At 65.2% G+C, this 15,747-nt stretch carries 11 protein-coding genes; 4 read left to right on the top strand and 7 right to left on the bottom strand.

Translation table 11 applies throughout. From position 1 onward, the window contains the following. Positions 1 to 25: 25 nt before the first annotated feature. The 4 genes from NX778_RS17850 to NX778_RS17835 all read right to left on the bottom strand — a co-directional run bounded on the left by NX778_RS17850 (position 26) and on the right by NX778_RS17835 (position 7,174). The gene (locus NX778_RS17850; RefSeq protein ID WP_258813133.1) at positions 26 to 2,281 is read right to left on the bottom strand and encodes a YgiQ family radical SAM protein; all 2,256 of its coding nucleotides are present in this window, start codon (positions 2,279 to 2,281) and stop codon (positions 26 to 28) included. A gap of 84 nt (positions 2,282 to 2,365) precedes the next feature. Next, positions 2,366 to 2,647, bottom strand: coding sequence for a DUF4404 family protein (locus NX778_RS17845; protein WP_258813132.1), 282 nt, complete (start codon positions 2,645 to 2,647; stop codon positions 2,366 to 2,368). A 193-nt stretch (positions 2,648 to 2,840) separates the two neighbouring features. After that, entirely contained in the window at positions 2,841 to 4,967 is a 2,127-nt protein-coding gene (locus NX778_RS17840; protein ID WP_258813131.1) for a M3 family metallopeptidase, read from the bottom strand. Positions 4,968 to 5,053: 86 nt separating this feature from the next. After that, entirely contained in the window at positions 5,054 to 7,174 is a 2,121-nt protein-coding gene (locus NX778_RS17835) for a M3 family metallopeptidase (RefSeq protein WP_258813130.1), read from the bottom strand. Between the two features lie 236 nt (positions 7,175 to 7,410). Here NX778_RS17835 and NX778_RS17830 point away from each other — a divergent pair, with 236 nt between their 5' ends. The 4 genes from NX778_RS17830 (at position 7,411) to NX778_RS17815 (ending at position 11,803) form a co-directional block, all read left to right on the top strand. Then, on the top strand, positions 7,411 to 8,289 hold the full coding sequence (locus NX778_RS17830; protein WP_258813129.1) for an alpha/beta hydrolase: 879 nt from the start codon (positions 7,411 to 7,413) through the stop codon (positions 8,287 to 8,289). Positions 8,290 to 8,351: 62 nt separating this feature from the next. Then, positions 8,352 to 9,371 carry a MerR family transcriptional regulator gene (locus NX778_RS17825; protein WP_258813128.1) on the top strand — a complete coding sequence of 340 codons (1,020 nt, stop codon included), beginning with the start codon at positions 8,352 to 8,354 and terminating at the stop codon, positions 9,369 to 9,371. Positions 9,372 to 9,427: 56 nt separating this feature from the next. Beyond that, positions 9,428 to 10,438, top strand: a complete 1,011-nt coding sequence (locus tag NX778_RS17820) for a MerR family transcriptional regulator (protein WP_258813127.1) — start codon at positions 9,428 to 9,430, stop codon at positions 10,436 to 10,438. 36 nt (positions 10,439 to 10,474) lie between these two features. Beyond that, positions 10,475 to 11,803: an FAD-dependent oxidoreductase gene (locus NX778_RS17815; protein ID WP_258813126.1), complete on the top strand. Its 1,329-nt coding sequence runs from the start codon at positions 10,475 to 10,477 to the stop codon at positions 11,801 to 11,803. 88 nt (positions 11,804 to 11,891) lie between these two features. Here NX778_RS17815 and NX778_RS17810 read toward each other — a convergent pair whose 3' ends face one another. The 3 genes from NX778_RS17810 to NX778_RS17800 form a co-directional block, all read right to left on the bottom strand. Beyond that, positions 11,892 to 12,095 carry a SlyX family protein gene (locus NX778_RS17810; RefSeq protein ID WP_258813125.1) on the bottom strand — a complete coding sequence of 68 codons (204 nt, stop codon included), beginning with the start codon at positions 12,093 to 12,095 and terminating at the stop codon, positions 11,892 to 11,894. 28 nt (positions 12,096 to 12,123) lie between these two features. Further along, entirely contained in the window at positions 12,124 to 13,080 is a 957-nt protein-coding gene (locus NX778_RS17805; RefSeq protein WP_258813124.1) for a GNAT family N-acetyltransferase, read from the bottom strand. 533 nt (positions 13,081 to 13,613) lie between these two features. Next, positions 13,614 to 15,731 carry a DUF4214 domain-containing protein gene (locus NX778_RS17800; protein ID WP_258813123.1) on the bottom strand — a complete coding sequence of 706 codons (2,118 nt, stop codon included), beginning with the start codon at positions 15,729 to 15,731 and terminating at the stop codon, positions 13,614 to 13,616. Positions 15,732 to 15,747: the final 16 nt, after the last annotated feature.

The raw sequence follows: 15,747 nt of genomic DNA, 5'->3' as shown, positions 1-15,747 counted from the left end.
CGGGAACGACGTTCGTGGCTGAAGATTACTTGCGCCCCGCCTTCGGCTTGGTCTTGATGGTGTCGAGGATCGACGGCTTCACCTTCGCCGCAGCCGACGGCACCGGCGCCGAACTCACGCTCACGCGCTCACCCTTGCGCTGGCGCGGCGGCGGCGCGGTGCGCACCTTGTCTTGCACCGGAGCGCGCTTGCGTTCCACGCCGGCCGGCATCGCGCTGCCCTCCTTCGGCTGCGCCGGCGGAATCAGGTGCTTCTCGCCGTAGCCGATCAGGTCACCGCGCCCCATCTTCTGCAGCGCCTCGCGCAGCAGCGGCCAGTTCTCCGGATCGTAGTAGCGCAGGAAGGCCTTGTGGATGCGCCGGATCTTGCCGCTGCGCGCCGTCTCCACCACCTCCGAATCCGCATCGATCTTGTGCAGCGGGTTCTTGCGCGTGTGGTACATCGTGGTCGCCATCGCCATTGGCGTCGGCGTGAAGGTCTGCACCTGGTCCAGCTTGAAGTTGTTCTTCTTCAGCCATAGCGCCAGGTTCAGCATGTCTTCGTCGGTGCAGCCCGGGTGCGCCGCGATGAAGTAAGGGATCAGGTACTGCTTCTTGCCGGCCTCGCGCGAGAAGCGGTCGAACATCTCCTTGAACTCGTCATAGGCGCCGATCCCCGGCTTCATCATCTTCGACAGCGTGTTCTGCTCGGTGTGCTCGGGCGCGATCTTCAGCAGGCCGCCGACGTGGTGCGTGACCAGTTCCTTCACGTACTCGGGCGAGCGCACCGCGAGGTCGTAGCGCAGGCCCGACGAAATCTGGATCCGCTTCACGCCCGGGATCGCGCGCGCCTTGCGGTACAGCGAGATCAGCTTGCTGTGATCGGTGCCGAGGTTGTTGCAGATGGTCGGGAACACGCACGACAGGCGGCGGCAGCTCTCCTCGATCTTCTTGTCCTTGCACGACAGCCGGTACATGTTCGCGGTCGGCCCGCCGAGGTCGGAGATGGTGCCGGTGAAGCCCTTGGTCTTGTCGCGCACGTGCTCGATCTCGCGCAGGATCGACGGCTCCGAGCGGCTCTGGATGATGCGCCCTTCGTGCTCGGTGATCGAGCAGAAGGTGCAGCCGCCGAAGCAGCCGCGCATGATGTTGATCGAGAAGCGGATCATCTCCCACGCCGGGATGCGCGCGTTGCCGTAGCTCGGGTGCGGGCCGCGCGCGTACGACAGGTCGTACACGCCGTCCATCTCGTCCATCGCGAGCGGCAGCGGCGGCGGGTTGATCCAGACGTCGCGCTCGCCGTGCGCCTGCACCAGCGCGCGCGCGTTGCCGGGGTTCGATTCGAGGTGCAGCACGCGCGAGGCGTGCGCATACATGACCGGATCGTCCTTCACCACCTCGTAGGACGGCAGGCGCATCACGGTCTTGTTGTGCTTTGCGCGCGCCGCGGCCTGGCGCTCTTCGCGGCTCAATATCTTGATCGGCTTGACTTCCGGCTCGGCCGCCTTGGCGTCGGTCGCGCAGGAGCGGTCCTGCGGGATCTCCTGGTAGGGATTCGGGATCGCATCCACGCGGCCCGGCACGTCGACGCCGGCGGAGGCCTGCACGGTCCAGTCGTCGGCCGGCAGCCAGCCCAGCGGCACCATGAAGGCGGTGCCGCGCAGGTCGCGGATGTCCTTGATGTCTTCGCCGGCGTCCAGGCGCTGGGTCAGCGCGACCAGCGCGCGCTCGGCGTTACCGTACAGGAGCAGGTCGGCCTTCGAATCCGGCAGCACCGAACGGCGCACCTTGTCCGACCAGTAGTCGAAGTGGGCGATGCGGCGCAGCGAGGCCTCGATCGAGCCGACCACGATCGGCACGTCCGGATAAGCTTCGCGCGCGCGCTGGGCGTACACGGTCAGCGCGCGGTCCGGGCGCTTGTTGGGCTCGCCGTTGGGGGTGTACGCGTCCTCCGAACGGATCTTGCGGTCGGCCGTGTAGCGGTTGATCATCGAGTCCATGTTGCCGGCCGTGATGCCGAAGTACAGGCGCGGCTTGCCGAGCGCGCGGAACGGCTCGGCCGAATGCCAGTCCGGCTGGCTGATGATGCCGACCCGGAAGCCCTGCGCTTCCAGCAGGCGGCCGATCAGGGCCATGCCGAAACTCGGATGGTCGATATAGGCGTCGCCGGTGACGAGGATGACGTCGCACTCGTCCCAGCCCAGCTTGGCCATTTCGGCGCGCGACATCGGCAGGAACGGGGCGGCGGCCGCGCGGCTGGAACGCTTGGGGACGGACGCGAAAAGATTGGTCGGGGAGCTCATTGGCCGGCATTTTACCGGAAAACCGTTTCCCCGGCCCTCCCCCGGCCTGAAAAACGGCTTAACTATCAATAACTTGTCGTTTTCTCAGATACCCATATTGGCCAGGATCCGGCCCAGCTCCTGCAGGGTCGGCGCGAGATGCGGATGGCGCACCGCGAACTTGGCCGTCAGCTCCTGGGCGCGCGAGGCCAGGCCGTAGGTGTTGCGGTCGGGGTCGTTGGCCTTCTTGTCGAGCAGGCGCTGGATGTCGCCGTCGAGCTGGCGCAGCAGCATCTCCAGCTCCGAATCGGCGCTGTCGGTCTCGTTCAGGCTGCGGTGCAGCGTCTTCAGGTGGGCTTTGAGGGTGTCTTCATCAAGGTTCGGCATGGCGTTCTCGCTAGGTTGGTGGGCGGCGCGGCAGGCCTGCCGCCCACTCATGACAATGATTTTAAGACAATTACGCCGCTGTGTTGAACACCGTAGGTCAATAATTTCAAGTTGTTGCTGTCGCCCCGATTCAGAACGCGAAAAACCCGCCCGGCTTTGCCAGCGGGGCGGGCTGCTTGTGTCGGACGGGCGATTATTCGCTGGTCAGGCCGCGCCGCTCCAGCAGCGGCTGGATGACCGGATCGCGGCCGCGGAAGGCGCGGTACATGTCCATCGCATCCATCGTGCCACCCTTCGACAGCAGCATCTTGCGGAAGTAGTCGCCGTTCTTGCGCGACAGGCCGCCGTTCTCCTTGAACCACTCGACGGTGTCGGCGTCCAGCTTCTCGGCCCAAAGGTAGCCGTAGTAGCCGGCCGAATACCCGCCCGAAAACACGTGCGAGAAGTAGGTCGTGCGGTAGCGCGGCGGCACCAGCGGGAAGTCTACGCCCGCCTGGTGCAGCGCGTTCGCCTCGAAGCCCAGCACGTCGGCCGGGATCTGGTCGGCGCCCAGCTGGTGCCAGCTCTGGTCCAGCATCGACGCGGCCAGGTACTCGGTGGTGCGGTAGCCTTCATTGAACTTCTGCGAGGCGAACACCTTGTCCAGCAATTCCTTCGGCATCGGCGCGCCGGTCTGGTAGTGCTTGGCGTAGTGCTGCAGGATCTCCGGCCAGGCCATCCACATCTCGTTGACCTGCGACGGGAACTCGACGAAGTCGCGCGGCACGCGGGTGCCGCCGAAGCGCGGATACTTCACCTGCGAGAACATGCCATGCAGCGCGTGGCCGAACTCGTGGAACATGGTGCGCACTTCGTCGTAGGTCAGCAGGGTCGGCTCGCCGGCGGCGGGCTTGGGGATGTTCAGGTGGTTTGCCACCACCGGCGTGGTGCCGAGCAGCGCGTTCTGGTTGACGTAGGCGTTCATCCACGCGCCGCCACGCTTGTTCGAGCGCGCATACGGGTCGTGCATGAAGATCGCGAGGTGCTTGCCGTCGGCGTCGAACACTTCGAACACGCGCACGTCCTGGTTATACACCGGCAGGTCGTGGCGCTCCTTGAAGGTGATGCCGTACTCCTTCTCGGCGGCGTAGAACACACCGTTGACCAGCACGTTGTTGTACTCGAAGTAGGGGCGCAGCTGGTTCTGGTCGAAGGCGTACTTGGCCTGGCGGACCTTGTCGGTGTAGTACTCCCAGTCGTAGGCGGTGGCCGCGAAGCCGCCATGCTCGGTGTCGACCACCTTCTGGATCTCGGCCGCTTCCTTCTTCGCGTTGCGCACCGCCGGCTTGGCGAATTCGGCCAGCAGCTTGTTGACGGCGCCGGTGGTCTTCGCGGTCTGGTCTTCCAGCATGTAGGCAGCGTGGCTCGGGTAGCCCAGCAGCTTGGCGCGTTCGGCGCGCGCCTTGGCCAGCTTCAGCACCACCTCGCGGTTGTCATACTGTCCGCCGTGGCTGCCGCGCGCCAGCGACAACGCCAGCAGCTTCTCGCGCGTGGCGCGGTTGGTCAGCACCGCTTCCGGCGCCTGCTGGGTGGTGTTCACGACCGGGACCACGAACTTGCCGTCCAGGCCGCGCTTCTTCGCCTCGGCGGCGGCGGCGTCGATGGCCTTGTCCGACATGCCGGCCAGCTCTTCGCGCGAATCGACCACCAGCGCCGAGGCGTTGGCTTCCTTCAGCACGTTCTGCGCGAACTGGGTCTGCAGCGACGCGATCTCGCCGTTGTAGGCCTTCAGCTTGGCCTTGTCGGCATCGGACAGCCGGGCGCCGGCGCGCACGAAGTCGGTGTGGTAGCGCTCGATCAGGTATTTGTCTTCGGCGTTCAGGCCCAGCTTGTCGCGCTTGTCGTACAGCGCCTTGACGCGCGCGTACAGCTTGCTGTTCAGGCGGATCGCGTCGCTGTGCGCGGCCAGCTGCGGCGCCAGCTGCTTGTCCAGCGCGTTCATCTCGTCGTTGGTGTTGGTGCCCTGGAGGTTGGAGAACACGCTCTGCACGCGGCTCAGCAGCGCACCGGAACGCTCCATCGCGATGATGGTGTTCTCGAAGCTCGGCGCGGCCTTGTTGTCGGCGATCGCCTCGATCTCCTGCTCGTGGATGCGCATGCCTTCCTTGAACGCCGGACCGTAGTCTTCGTTCTTGATCTTGTCGAAGGCCGGGAACTGGTACGGCAGGGTGCTCGGCTTGGCGAAGGGGTTCGATGCCGGCAGCATATTGGCCGGTTCGGCGTGGGCGAATTGGGCGGCGGCCATGGCGACGGCGGCGATCAGGAGGTGGTTGCGGTTCATTGTCTCTGCTTCCCGTGTGGTTTTGTTGGTCCGCGTGCGCGCGGGTGGCGCGCACGCGGCGATGCAGCCGGCTTGTGGCCGGTCTTTTAGTTGGCGGTCAGGCCGCGGCGCTCAAGCAGGGGCTTGATGTCCGCATCGCGACCGCGGAAGTTGTGGTAGGTCTGCAGCTCGTCCTGCGACGCGCCGCGCGACAGCACCATCTTGCGGTAGTAGTCGCCGTTCTTGCGCAGCAGTCCGCCGTTCTCCCTGAACCATGCCGAGGTGTCGGCCGCCAGCTTTTCACTCCACAGGTAGGCGTAGTAGCCGGCCGAGTAGCCCAGCGAGAAGCTATGCGAGAAGTAGGTCGTGCGGTAGCGCGGCGGCACCGGCGCATAGTCGGCGCCGGCGTCCTTCAGCGCTTGCGCCTCGAAGCCCAGCACGTCGGCGGGAATCTGGCTCGGCGCCAGCTGGTGCCAGCGCTGGTCGAGGATCGCGGCGGCCGTGTACTCGGTGGTGACGAAACCCATGTTGAAGGTCTTGGTCGCCAGCACCTTGTCCAGCAGTTCCTTCGGCATCGGCGCGCCGGTCTGGTAATGCGTGGCGTAGTGCGCCAGCACTTCGGGCCAGCTGGCCCACATCTCGTTCTGCTGCGACGGGTACTCGACGAAATCGCGCGCGGTGTTGGCGCCGCCGAAGGTCGGGTACTTCACGTTGGAGAACATGCTGTGCAGCGCGTGGCCGAACTCGTGGAAGGCGGTGGTGACTTCGTCGAAGGTCAGCAGCGTCGGCTGGCCGGCCGGCGGTTTGGGGATGTTCAGGTGGTTGGCGACCACCGGGAGGTTACCCAGCAGCCTGGATTGCGTGACGTATTCGTTCTCCCACGCGCCACCCTGCTTGTTCGGGCGCGCGTAGTAGTCCATGATGAAGATCGCCAGCTGCTTGCCGTCGGCATCGAACACGTCGAAGGTGCGCACGTCCGGGTCGTACACCGGCAGGTCGTGGCGCTCCTTGAAGCTGATGCCGAATTCCTTGTTGGCCGCGTAGAACACGCCGTTCAGCACGACGTTGTTCAGTTCAAAGTAGGGCTTGAGCTGGCCCTCGTCGAACGCGAACTTCTGCGCGCGCACTTTATCCGTGTAGTAGGCCCAGTCCTGCGGGCCAAGCTGGAAGCCGCCGTGTTCCGCGTCGATCGCCTTCTGCAGCTCGGCCGCCTCGGCGTGCGCGTTGGCCTCGGCCGGCTTGATCACGTCCGCCAGCAGCTTGTTGATCGCCTCCGGATTTTTCGCGGTTTCGGTTTCGACCGAGTAGGCAGCGAAGTTGGGGTAACCGAGCAGCGCGGCCTTTTCGGCGCGCAGCGTCACCAGGCGCAGCACCAGCTCGCGGTTGTCGAATTCGCCGCCGCGGCTGCCGCGCGCCAGCGATGCCGCCAGCAGGCGCTCGCGCACGCTGCGGTTGCTCAGTTCCGCCAGCGCGGCCTGGCCGGTGGTGTTGGACAGCGCCAGCACGAACTTGCCATCCAGGCCGCGCTTCTTCGCCTGCGCGGCGGCGGCGTCGATCTGGGCATCCGACAGGCCGGCCAGTTCGGCGCGGGTGTCCACCACCAGCGCCGACGCATTCGCTTCCTTCAGCGTGTTCTGCGAGAACTTCGACTGCAGCGCGGCGATCTCGCTGTTGTAGGCCTTCAGCTTTTCCTTGTCAGAGGCGGACAGCTTGGCGCCGGCGCGCACGAAGTCGCGGTGGTAGCGCTCCAGCAGGTAGGCCGATTCGGCGTCCAGGTGCAGGCGCGCGCGCTGCTCATACAGGGTCTTCACGCGCTTGAACAGCTTGTCGTTCAGGTAGATCGTGTCGTGGTGCGCGGCCAGCTTGGGCTGGATCTCGCGGTCGATGTCATCCAGCTTGTCGTTGGTGTTCGCGGTCTGCAGGTTCGAGAACGTGGTCGACACGCGCGCCAGCAGCTGGCCCGAGCGCTCCATCGCGACGATGGTATTGTCGAAGGTCGGCGCCTTGGAGTTGGCGGCGATCGCCGCGATCTCGCGCAACTGCCCGCGCATGCCCGCTTCGAAGGCCGGCATGAAATGCTCGTCCTTGATCTTGTCGAAGGCCGGATAGTGGAACGGCAGGGTGCTAGGCTTGGCGAACGGGTTCGAGGAATCGAAGGCAGGGGCGGCGTGTGCTGCGAACGCGAGCGACAGGGTAGCCGCAACGATGAGCAGGTGTGGACGTTTCATGGGATCTTTCGCGACGATTTGACGGCTGCCAGCTTGTGGCTGGGTGCGCGCAAGATCATAGCAGGCTTATTGCTGGGTCTCTACAGCGGCAAGGTATGCATACCAGGTGTATGGACACCGCCGTGCAACATCATTTCCGGCGACCCGGATCGCATAGCCGCGCTGCCGCGCTTGTCGAAAGATAAACGGGCACTGTTCGTGGGCGATAATGGCTGCTCACTTTGGATGGAGACCGCATGACACGATTCACACTGGCCCTGCTCGCGGGCCTTGCATTGTCCGGCCCTGCCCTCGCCAGCCCGCCGCCCTATGTCCTCGACAACACCGAAGTACGCGATGTCAGCGCGCCCGAGCTGCATCGCGATTACCAGATCTTCGTCAGCCTGCCGCCGTCGTATGCGTCATCGAAGCGCAGCTACCCGGTGGTGTTCGTCACCGATGCAAACTACGCGTTCCCGCTGATCCGCAGCATCGCCCGCCGCGTCGGCGACAAGCCGCCCGGGCTGGAGGAGTTCGTGCTGATCGGCCTGTCCTACGCGAAGGGCGACACGCCGACGTTCAGCCGCAACCGCGACTACACCCCGACCGCGCGGGCCGCCAAGGCGCTCAAGTCCGACATGCCGGGACGCGCGCCGGTGTACGGTGAGGGCGACGGCTACCGCCGCTTCCTGGCGAACGAAGTGCTGCCGCTGGTCGCGAAGAACTACCGCGTCGACATGGGGCGCAAGATCTTCATCGGCCACTCGTACGGGTCGCTGCTCGGCCTGGACATCCTGTTCAAGGATCCCGGCATGTTCGAGTACTACGTGCTGGGCAGCCCCTCCCTGTGGTACGAGAACGGCGTGATGCTGGGCCGCGAGAAGGCCTATGCGGCCAGCCATCGCGACCTGAAGGCCCACGTCTTTTTCGCCGTCGGCGGCCTGGAGCGCCCGAGTCGGGCCGCGCCCGACGATGACGACATGGTCGGCGATCTCCAGCACTTCGAGGCGCTGCTCAAGTCGCGCCGCTTTCCCGGCCTGTCGGTGGATGGCCGGGTGTTCGAGGATGAGGACCACCTGACGGTCGCGCCGCGCATCATCACGGCGGGACTCAAGTGGGCGCTGCCGAAAAAGTAGCTTGACCCTCACGTTACGTCAGGCTCCAGTCTGGCGCCAACGCATGAAGAACGGAGCAAACGATGCTGAAAATTGGTGAACTGGCCCAGCGCACCGGGCTGACGGTGCGCACCCTGCACCACTACGACAGCATCGGGCTGCTGCGCCCTTCTGCGCGTTCCGATGCCGGCTACCGCCTCTACAACCGTGACGACGTGGCGCGCCTGCAGCAGATCCAGGCGCTGCGCAAGTTCGGCATGGCGCTGGCCGACATCGGGGCTTACCTGGACAGTCCGGACAGCTCGCCGCTGGCGATCATCGAGCGCCAGCTCGCCTCGCTCGACCAGCAGATCGCCGAAGCGTCGCAGATGCGCCAGCAGCTGCTGCGCGTGCATGCGCAGCTGGCGCAGGGCGAGCAGCCGGAACTGGCCACCTGGCTGACCACACTGGAGCAGATGACCATGTACGACAAATACTTCACGAAGCAGGAACAGGAGCGGCTGCCGCTGCTGCAGGATCCGGGCGCGCCGGCGCAATGGCGCTCGCTGGTCGAAGAAATCCGGCAGGCCATGGACGACGGCCTGCCGCCGCAGGACGAATGCGCCAAGGCGCTCGCCCAGCGCTGGGTCGCGGCGCTGACGCACAACGCGAACGACGACCACTTCCTCGCGTTCAGGCTCTCGCGCATGCACGAGAACGAACCGGAGATGCAGCGCGCGACCGGCGTCACGCCCGAGCTCAAACAGTACGTCGTCGCCGCGATGGGCGAACTGAAGACCGATATCTACCGCAAGCACCTGCCGCCGGAGGTGATCGAACGCATGCAGCGCTACCACCAGGCCCAGGGACGCGCGCGGCTGCCGATGATCGAACAGCTGAAGGGACTGGTGCAGGACGGCGTGTCGCCCGCGGCGCCGGCGGCGCAGGTGCTGGCGCGGCAGTGGCTCGCGTCCTTCCGCGATATGCTGGGCGACGATCCCGCGATCATCGCGCGCTACAAGGCGCTGAGCATGGAAGAACCACTGCTGCGCATGGGCCGTGGCATGACGGACGAGATGATCGCCTTCATCGACGCCGCCATGGATATCGCAAACAAGGCTTGACACTCACGCGACGTGAGGCTCCAGACTGGGTCCACGCTTGAAGAAGGAGAAGACAGATGCTGAAGGTAGGTGAACTTGCGCAGCGTGCCGGGTTGACGGTGCGCACCCTCCACCATTACGACAGCATCGGCCTGCTCCGGCCTTCGGCGCGTTCCGATGGCGGCTACCGCCTGTACGACCGTGACGACGTGGCGCGCCTGCAGCAGATCCAGGCGCTGCGCAAGTTCGGCATGGCGCTGGCCGACATCGGGGCTTACCTGGACAGCGAACGCGCTTCGCCGCTGGCGATCATCGAGCAGCAGCTTGCGATGCTCGACCGCGAGATCGACGAAGCCACGCGCATGCGCGAGCAGCTGCTGCTGGTGCGCGCGCAGCTGGTGAACGGCGAGGCGCCGGAACTGTCCACATGGCTAACCACTTTGGAGCAGATGACCATGTACGACAAATATTTTTCGAAGCAGGATATGGAGCAGCTGCGCGGCTTCGTGTCGGATGCCACGCAGGCGCAATGGGCCGCGCTGGTCGCGGACGTGCAAGCGCTGATGGACCGCGGCGGCGCGCCCGAATCGCCGGAAGCGATCGCCTTGGGCATACGCTGGAGCGAGCTGCTGGAACGCAGCACAGGCGGCAACCTCGACCTCGTCCACAAGCTGGACAATATGCACCAGAGCGAGCCGTCGGTGCAGAGCGCAAGCGGCATCACGCAGGAGCTGCGCGCCTTCATCCTGCGCGCCATGAACGAACACAAGCTGGCCTTGTACGCGAAGTACCTGCCGCCGGACGCCGTGGCCCAGATGCGGCGCCACCAGCAGGGCCGGGCGCGCGAGTGGCTGCCGCTGATCAGCCGGATCAAGGAGCAGATGGCGGCCGACCCGTCGCCGGCGACGCGACAGGCGCGCCAGCTGGCGCGCGAATGGAGCGCGCTGCTGGTCGATATGCTTGGTCCTGATCCGGCCACCATGCCGCTGTTCCGCGAAGCGATCCAGTCCGAACCGGCGCTGCGCCAGGGCCGCGCCATGACCGACGAGATGATCCCCTACCTCATCGCGGCGCGGCAGCAGGGCTGAGCGCGGGCCGGTGCGGCGTGTTAGCATCGCCGCACCATGTCTTCCCCACTTCACGATCGATGCGATGCCATCGTCGCCGGCAGCGGCCCGGGCGGCGCCAGCGTCGCGCGCGAACTGGCGCGGCGCGGCCTGTCGGTGCTGGTCGTCGAACAAGGCAGCGCGGCGCCAGTGGCGGGAACGCTGGGGCAAATGGCGGGGATGGCGGCGGTGCCCGGGCGCGGGGCCTTCTTCCACAGCGACGCGTCGCTGCTGGTAAGCGGGATCACGGCGGGCGGCAGCTCCACGCTCAACTTCGCCACCGCCGCGCCGCCGCCGCTTGGAAAGTTCGCGGCCCACGGCATCGACCTGCAGCCGGCGCTGGACGAGCTGCGCGCCGAGCTGCCGATGGCGCCGCTGCCGGATGCGCTGATCGGCCCGATGGCGCATCGCATGATGGACGCGGCGCAGGCGCTGTCGCTCGACTGGCGCAAGCTGGACAAGATGATCCGTCCGCAAGCCTGCCGCGCCGGCTGCTGGCGCTGCGTCTACGGCTGTCCCTTCGGCGCCAAGTGGACCGCGCGCGATTTCCTGGACGAGGCCTGTCGCGATGGCGCACGGCTGCTGGAGCGCGCGCGGGTCGAGCGTGTGCTGGTGGAGCATGGCCGCGCCGTCGGGGTCGAAGTCATCGTGGACGGTGCCCGCAAACAGATCAAGGCGCCGCTGGTGGTGCTGGCCGGCGGCGGCGTGGGCAGCCCGCGCATCCTGCACCGCTCGGGGCTGGGTCCGCGCTCGGTGCCCTTCTTCAGCGATCCGGTGGTCACGGTGATGGGCGAAGTGGACGGCGTCGATGGCGGGGCCGAAGTGCCGATGGCGGCCGGCATGGCGCTGCCGGAGGAAGGCATCTCGTTCGCCGACCTGACGCTGCCACGGCCGATGTACCAGGCTTTCGCGGCGCAGGTGGGGCGCGTGGACCGGCTGTTCGCGCATAGTCGCACGCTGACCATGATGGTCAAGATTCGCGACGAGACGGGTGGCGGTGTCGGGCCGAGATGGGTCGACAAGCGGCTGCAGGCATCGGACCGGGCGCGCTTCAAGCGCGGGGTGGCGCTGGCACGCGATATCCTGCGCCAGGCTGGCGCGCGCCATATCTTCAAGAGCTGGCATTTCGCGGCGCATCCGGGCGGCGGCGTGCCGATCGGGGCGGGCGTGGACAGCGGCCTTCGCACGTCGACGCCGGGGCTGTATGTGTGCGATGCGTCGGTGATTCCGGGGCCATGGGGCTTGCCGCCGACGCTTACGCTGCTTTGCCTGGGCAAGCGGCTGGGCACCAATCTGGCGTCATCATCAATCCACCGTCGTCCCGGCGAAGGCCGGGACCCATGCTGAGCTTCCGGGCCTGCGGCGTGAAGGTTCGACTATTCGCAGTGTCTATGGGTCCCGGCCTTCGCCGGGACGACGGAATCGAGGGTAACAATCAATAATGCGGCGGCCGCTCGTTGATCGGCTGCTGCCCGGCGTCGCGCATGGTTTGAATGTGCTCGGCCAGCTTCATCACCATGGCCTCGAGCTGGTCGATGTGCCGCCCCTGCTCGTACACGGTGCGGTTCAGGGTTTCGACCAGGTCTTCCTGGTGCGACAGCTTCATCTCGATATCGACCAAACGTTCTTCGTGGCTCACGGCGTTCCCCTGCGATGCAAAGCCGGCATTATGCCTTGCGGCGCGCGCGCCAGGCGTTCACGCGCTTTTTCAGCCGTTTCACACTGCTCGCCAAGTAATCGTACAACTTCCCGTACAAGACATTGCAGGCCAGCACAGCGGGCGTCAGCCCCGCCCGGCGCCAGACCAGCACATGGCCGCGCGTCCTGAGCTCGTGGCTGGAACGGAAATCGCGGTTCGGCGTCCCGTAGCCAAAGTCGGCTTCCGCCAGCGCGTGCGCCGCCATCATTTCCTTCAGCGCCAGGTGCATGGTACTGGTACCGGCCGACAGGTGCTGGTACTTGCCGTCGCTGACGATGTTATGGATCATCCAGCGGCCAATGCCGTTGCTGCCGACGACGACGCCGACCGGCACGCCCGCGCAGCGGATCATGCAGGAGAACAGCAAGCCGCATGCGGCCAGGCGCTCGAACTTGAATTGCGCCGGGAACGCGGCGAATTCGGTCGCCGGCATCAGCGCGCGCAAGGCATCGAACATCGGCGCCACTTGCTCGGGCCGCTCGATCCGGACCACCTCGATCTCGCCCGCTTCCGCAGCCAGCTGGCGCACCTGGCGCTGGATGTTGTAGCGCTTCTTGGAACTGAGCTTCTGCAGATAGGCATCGAAATTTTCCGGCAGCGGGAGCGTGTGGCACTCGCGCCAGCCGTCGAGCACGCTGACGCCCATTCCATCCAGCTGTCCGAATTGCCCGAACAGCTCGGACGGCACGGCCTGCAGCGACAGGCCACGCGCCTCCGGAAAGTGCGCGAACAGGGCCTGCACCACGGCGTCGAGCAGGCCGCGCTGCTCCTGCAGCAGCGGGACGCTGCCGAGCACTTGCACCACCGGTAGCTTCCAGCCCGGCGAGCCCAGCGGACCCATCCGGAATTCGAGGGAATGGCAACGCGGGCGCACCGGCACGATGCCGATCACCTCGCCATCGCCGCGGCACCGGGCGACCAGCAAGGCGCAGGGGTCCGACGTTTCCTTGAGGTAGCGGAAGAAAGCCGGGGACTGGTAAATCTTTTCCGGACTCCGGCTCGCATCGAGCAGGCGATTCCAATCAGCGGACAGGTTTTCTATTTCGCTGTCGTTTTGTACAAATGAAATATCGAAGTCGTTTCCCGTATGGGAATCCAATTCATTCTGCTCTTGTTTTAGCAGAAGTTTGCGGGTAGCGGAATTTCCGTCATCTCGACGGAATACGCCTACAAAAAAGCGGCCAGCATCAATTGAGCGCATGTTTTTCTTTAAAAATCAATAATTTAAGGAACATCGGCATGCAGCCGGCTCACAGGTATTTACGAAAAAATATTATCAGTTTCTAATTTTCCTTCACGCACAATTGGAATTAACAGTTCTTTTTTAAATGCCACATTTCGTAATGAATTAAAAGAAATTCTATTTGCACGATTTAATTGAAGTAAGGAAATAAAAGCTTTGGGCGATAAAAAACCGCAGGCTTTTCGGCCTGCGGTTTCGGGTACAGCCGGGCAAGGTCAGCTACCGGTCCAGGGCGTGTAATCGATACCGTTCTGGATCGAGCCGATGACCTGTGCCTGGTTCTCCGGGCTTTCGCTGAACATCACCATCACATCGGCGCGCGTGGAACTGTGCACGTTGGCGAGCCAGTAGCTCAGGCCGGCCGCGTCCGGATCGCGGTGCAGCACGTGGTGGTAGAGCTGGGTGAGGAAGTACTGGTCGGACGGGTCCGCCATGTAGATGTCGGTCGCCTCCTTGTTTGCCAGCACCAGCGCCGACATCTGGCTCAGTGTCATGCCCTTGTCCATCGCGTTCAGCCAGTAGGCGTAGCCGCCGGGGTCCGGGAGCCGGTCGAAGGCCGCCTGATAGATGCGGTACACCTGGCCGGCATCGCCGTCGATGTCCAGCGCCACCGCCTTGCCGTCGCCGAACTTGAGGCGCTCGACGTTGACGACGGTGTCGCGCCCGAAGGCGCCGGTGTTGTCGACCACCGAGTAGCCATAGGCCTGCTTGGCAACGGTGAAGTTGGCGCGTGCGCCGCCGTAGACCACGGTGTCCATGCCGCCGGCGCCATCGATGCCGTTGTTGTCGGCGGTCGAGGTGAAGGTATTGTTGCCGGCGTCGCCCGTCATGTTGAGCGGGCTGTTGATCGTGAAGTTCATCTTGGACGAAGAACTGGTGGCGTTGTCCGCCGCGTCGAGCGACACCACGCTGACACTGTAGGTCCCGTTCGGCATCACGGTCGACGAGATGTGCCAGTAGCCGTCCGCGCTGACGGTGGCGCGGCCGACCTCGGTCGCATTGTTGACGTTGACGAGGTCGATCGTGGTGCCGGCCTCGCCGCTGCCGCCGTAGCTGACCTCGTTCTTGCCCGCGATCAGGGTCAGGGTGCCGGTCGGGATCACCGGCGGGGTCGCGTCGACGTTGAAGGTCACGTTCGCGCTGTGCGGCGAGATATTGCCGGACGGGTCGGTGGCGGTCGCGAACAGCATGTAGTTCATGCCGTCCTTGAGCGCCGCGGTGGTGATGCTCCACAGTCCGGTCGAGTCGACCACGGTGGAGCCGACCATGGTCGTGCCGATGTAGAGCTTGACGGTCGAGGCGGCCTCGGCCGAACCGGTGACGACGGGCGTGGCGCCCAGCGCATAGCCATTGGCGTTTTTGGTGACGCTGATGGTCGGGGCGGCGGGCGGTGTGGTGTCGCCCGTGACCTGGGCGCGCTGGAAGGTGCCGTCGCTGAAAGTGAGGTTCTGGATGTTGGCCAAGGTTTCACTCCCTTTGAGATTGCCGCCGGTAACCAACATCGCACCATTGGCAAGGGTGGAAAAGCTGTAGCTGCTGCGGGTACCGCTGAACACCACGGTATTGTTGCCGGCGGCGCCGTCGATGAACTCGTTGCCGGCATTGCCGTCGAAGGTGTCGTCGCCATTGGTGCCGGTGTAGTAGCGCGCGCCGCCCACCGAGTTGACGCCGTAGGTGCCGCCCAGGCCGTCGCCGCCGTACAGCCAGTTCAGGGCCGCGATGTCATACTGGCTGTAGGTCTGGTACGGGCCGCCGACCGAGGCGTAGGACATCAAGGTGTTGGACGTGTTGTCCTGCGCCGTGGGCAAGGTGATGCTGCCCTCGAAGGGGTGCTTCAGCCCCATCGCATGGCCCAGTTCGTGCAGCAGCGTTTCGTAGCCCTGGCCGCCCGGTGTCAGGTTGCTGTTCTGGCCGTACCATTCCTTGTCGTCGAGGTAGACCCAGGCATTGGCCGTGTAGCTGGTCAGCTCGTTGGTCTGGACGTTGTAGCCGTAGTTGCTGTTCCAGCTGCACAGGCCGGTGACGGAGCTGTCCGCGATGTCGACGCCGGCAAAGTGGATCTGGGCCGCAGTGCCGTCGGTGGTCTCGACGAACTTGATGCCGGTGATCGCTTGCAATTGCGCGATGGCGACCCGGGTCCAACTCTGCTGGGCCGGCGAAAACGCGACCTGGCCGGTCTGCCCCGGTTCCGTCCCGGTACTGATCGAGAAGCTGTACAGCAGGGTGTCATTGGCGTTGGTCAGGAAGTTCCAGCTAGGTCCTTTATCGAGCAGGGCGTCGATGTAGTTCAGGTTGGACAGGGGGACGTTATTGAGGTCGGAAACGGTTGCCATGCTTATTCGCGCTTGT

It is taken from the genome of Massilia terrae (assembly GCF_024753145.1).
GTDB classification, from domain to species: Bacteria; Pseudomonadota; Gammaproteobacteria; order Burkholderiales; family Burkholderiaceae_D; genus Telluria; species Telluria terrae.
This window is presented reverse-complemented; position numbering and strand designations above follow the sequence as displayed.

Bases quoted from the DNA above. Each gene is read 5' to 3' on its own strand.
- NX778_RS17850 (WP_258813133.1), bottom strand. From the start codon at position 2,281: ATGAGCTCCCCGACCAATCTTTTCGCGTCCGTCCCCAAGCGTTCCAGC.
- NX778_RS17845 (WP_258813132.1), bottom strand. From the start codon at position 2,647: ATGCCGAACCTTGATGAAGACACCCTCAAAGCCCACCTGAAGACGCTG.
- NX778_RS17840 (WP_258813131.1), bottom strand. From the start codon at position 4,967: ATGAACCGCAACCACCTCCTGATCGCCGCCGTCGCCATGGCCGCCGCC.
- NX778_RS17835 (WP_258813130.1), bottom strand. From the start codon at position 7,174: ATGAAACGTCCACACCTGCTCATCGTTGCGGCTACCCTGTCGCTCGCG.
- NX778_RS17830 (WP_258813129.1), top strand. From the start codon at position 7,411: ATGACACGATTCACACTGGCCCTGCTCGCGGGCCTTGCATTGTCCGGC.
- NX778_RS17825 (WP_258813128.1), top strand. From the start codon at position 8,352: ATGCTGAAAATTGGTGAACTGGCCCAGCGCACCGGGCTGACGGTGCGC.
- NX778_RS17820 (WP_258813127.1), top strand. From the start codon at position 9,428: ATGCTGAAGGTAGGTGAACTTGCGCAGCGTGCCGGGTTGACGGTGCGC.
- NX778_RS17815 (WP_258813126.1), top strand. From the start codon at position 10,475: ATGTCTTCCCCACTTCACGATCGATGCGATGCCATCGTCGCCGGCAGC.
- NX778_RS17800 (WP_258813123.1), bottom strand. From the start codon at position 15,731: ATGGCAACCGTTTCCGACCTCAATAACGTCCCCCTGTCCAACCTGAAC.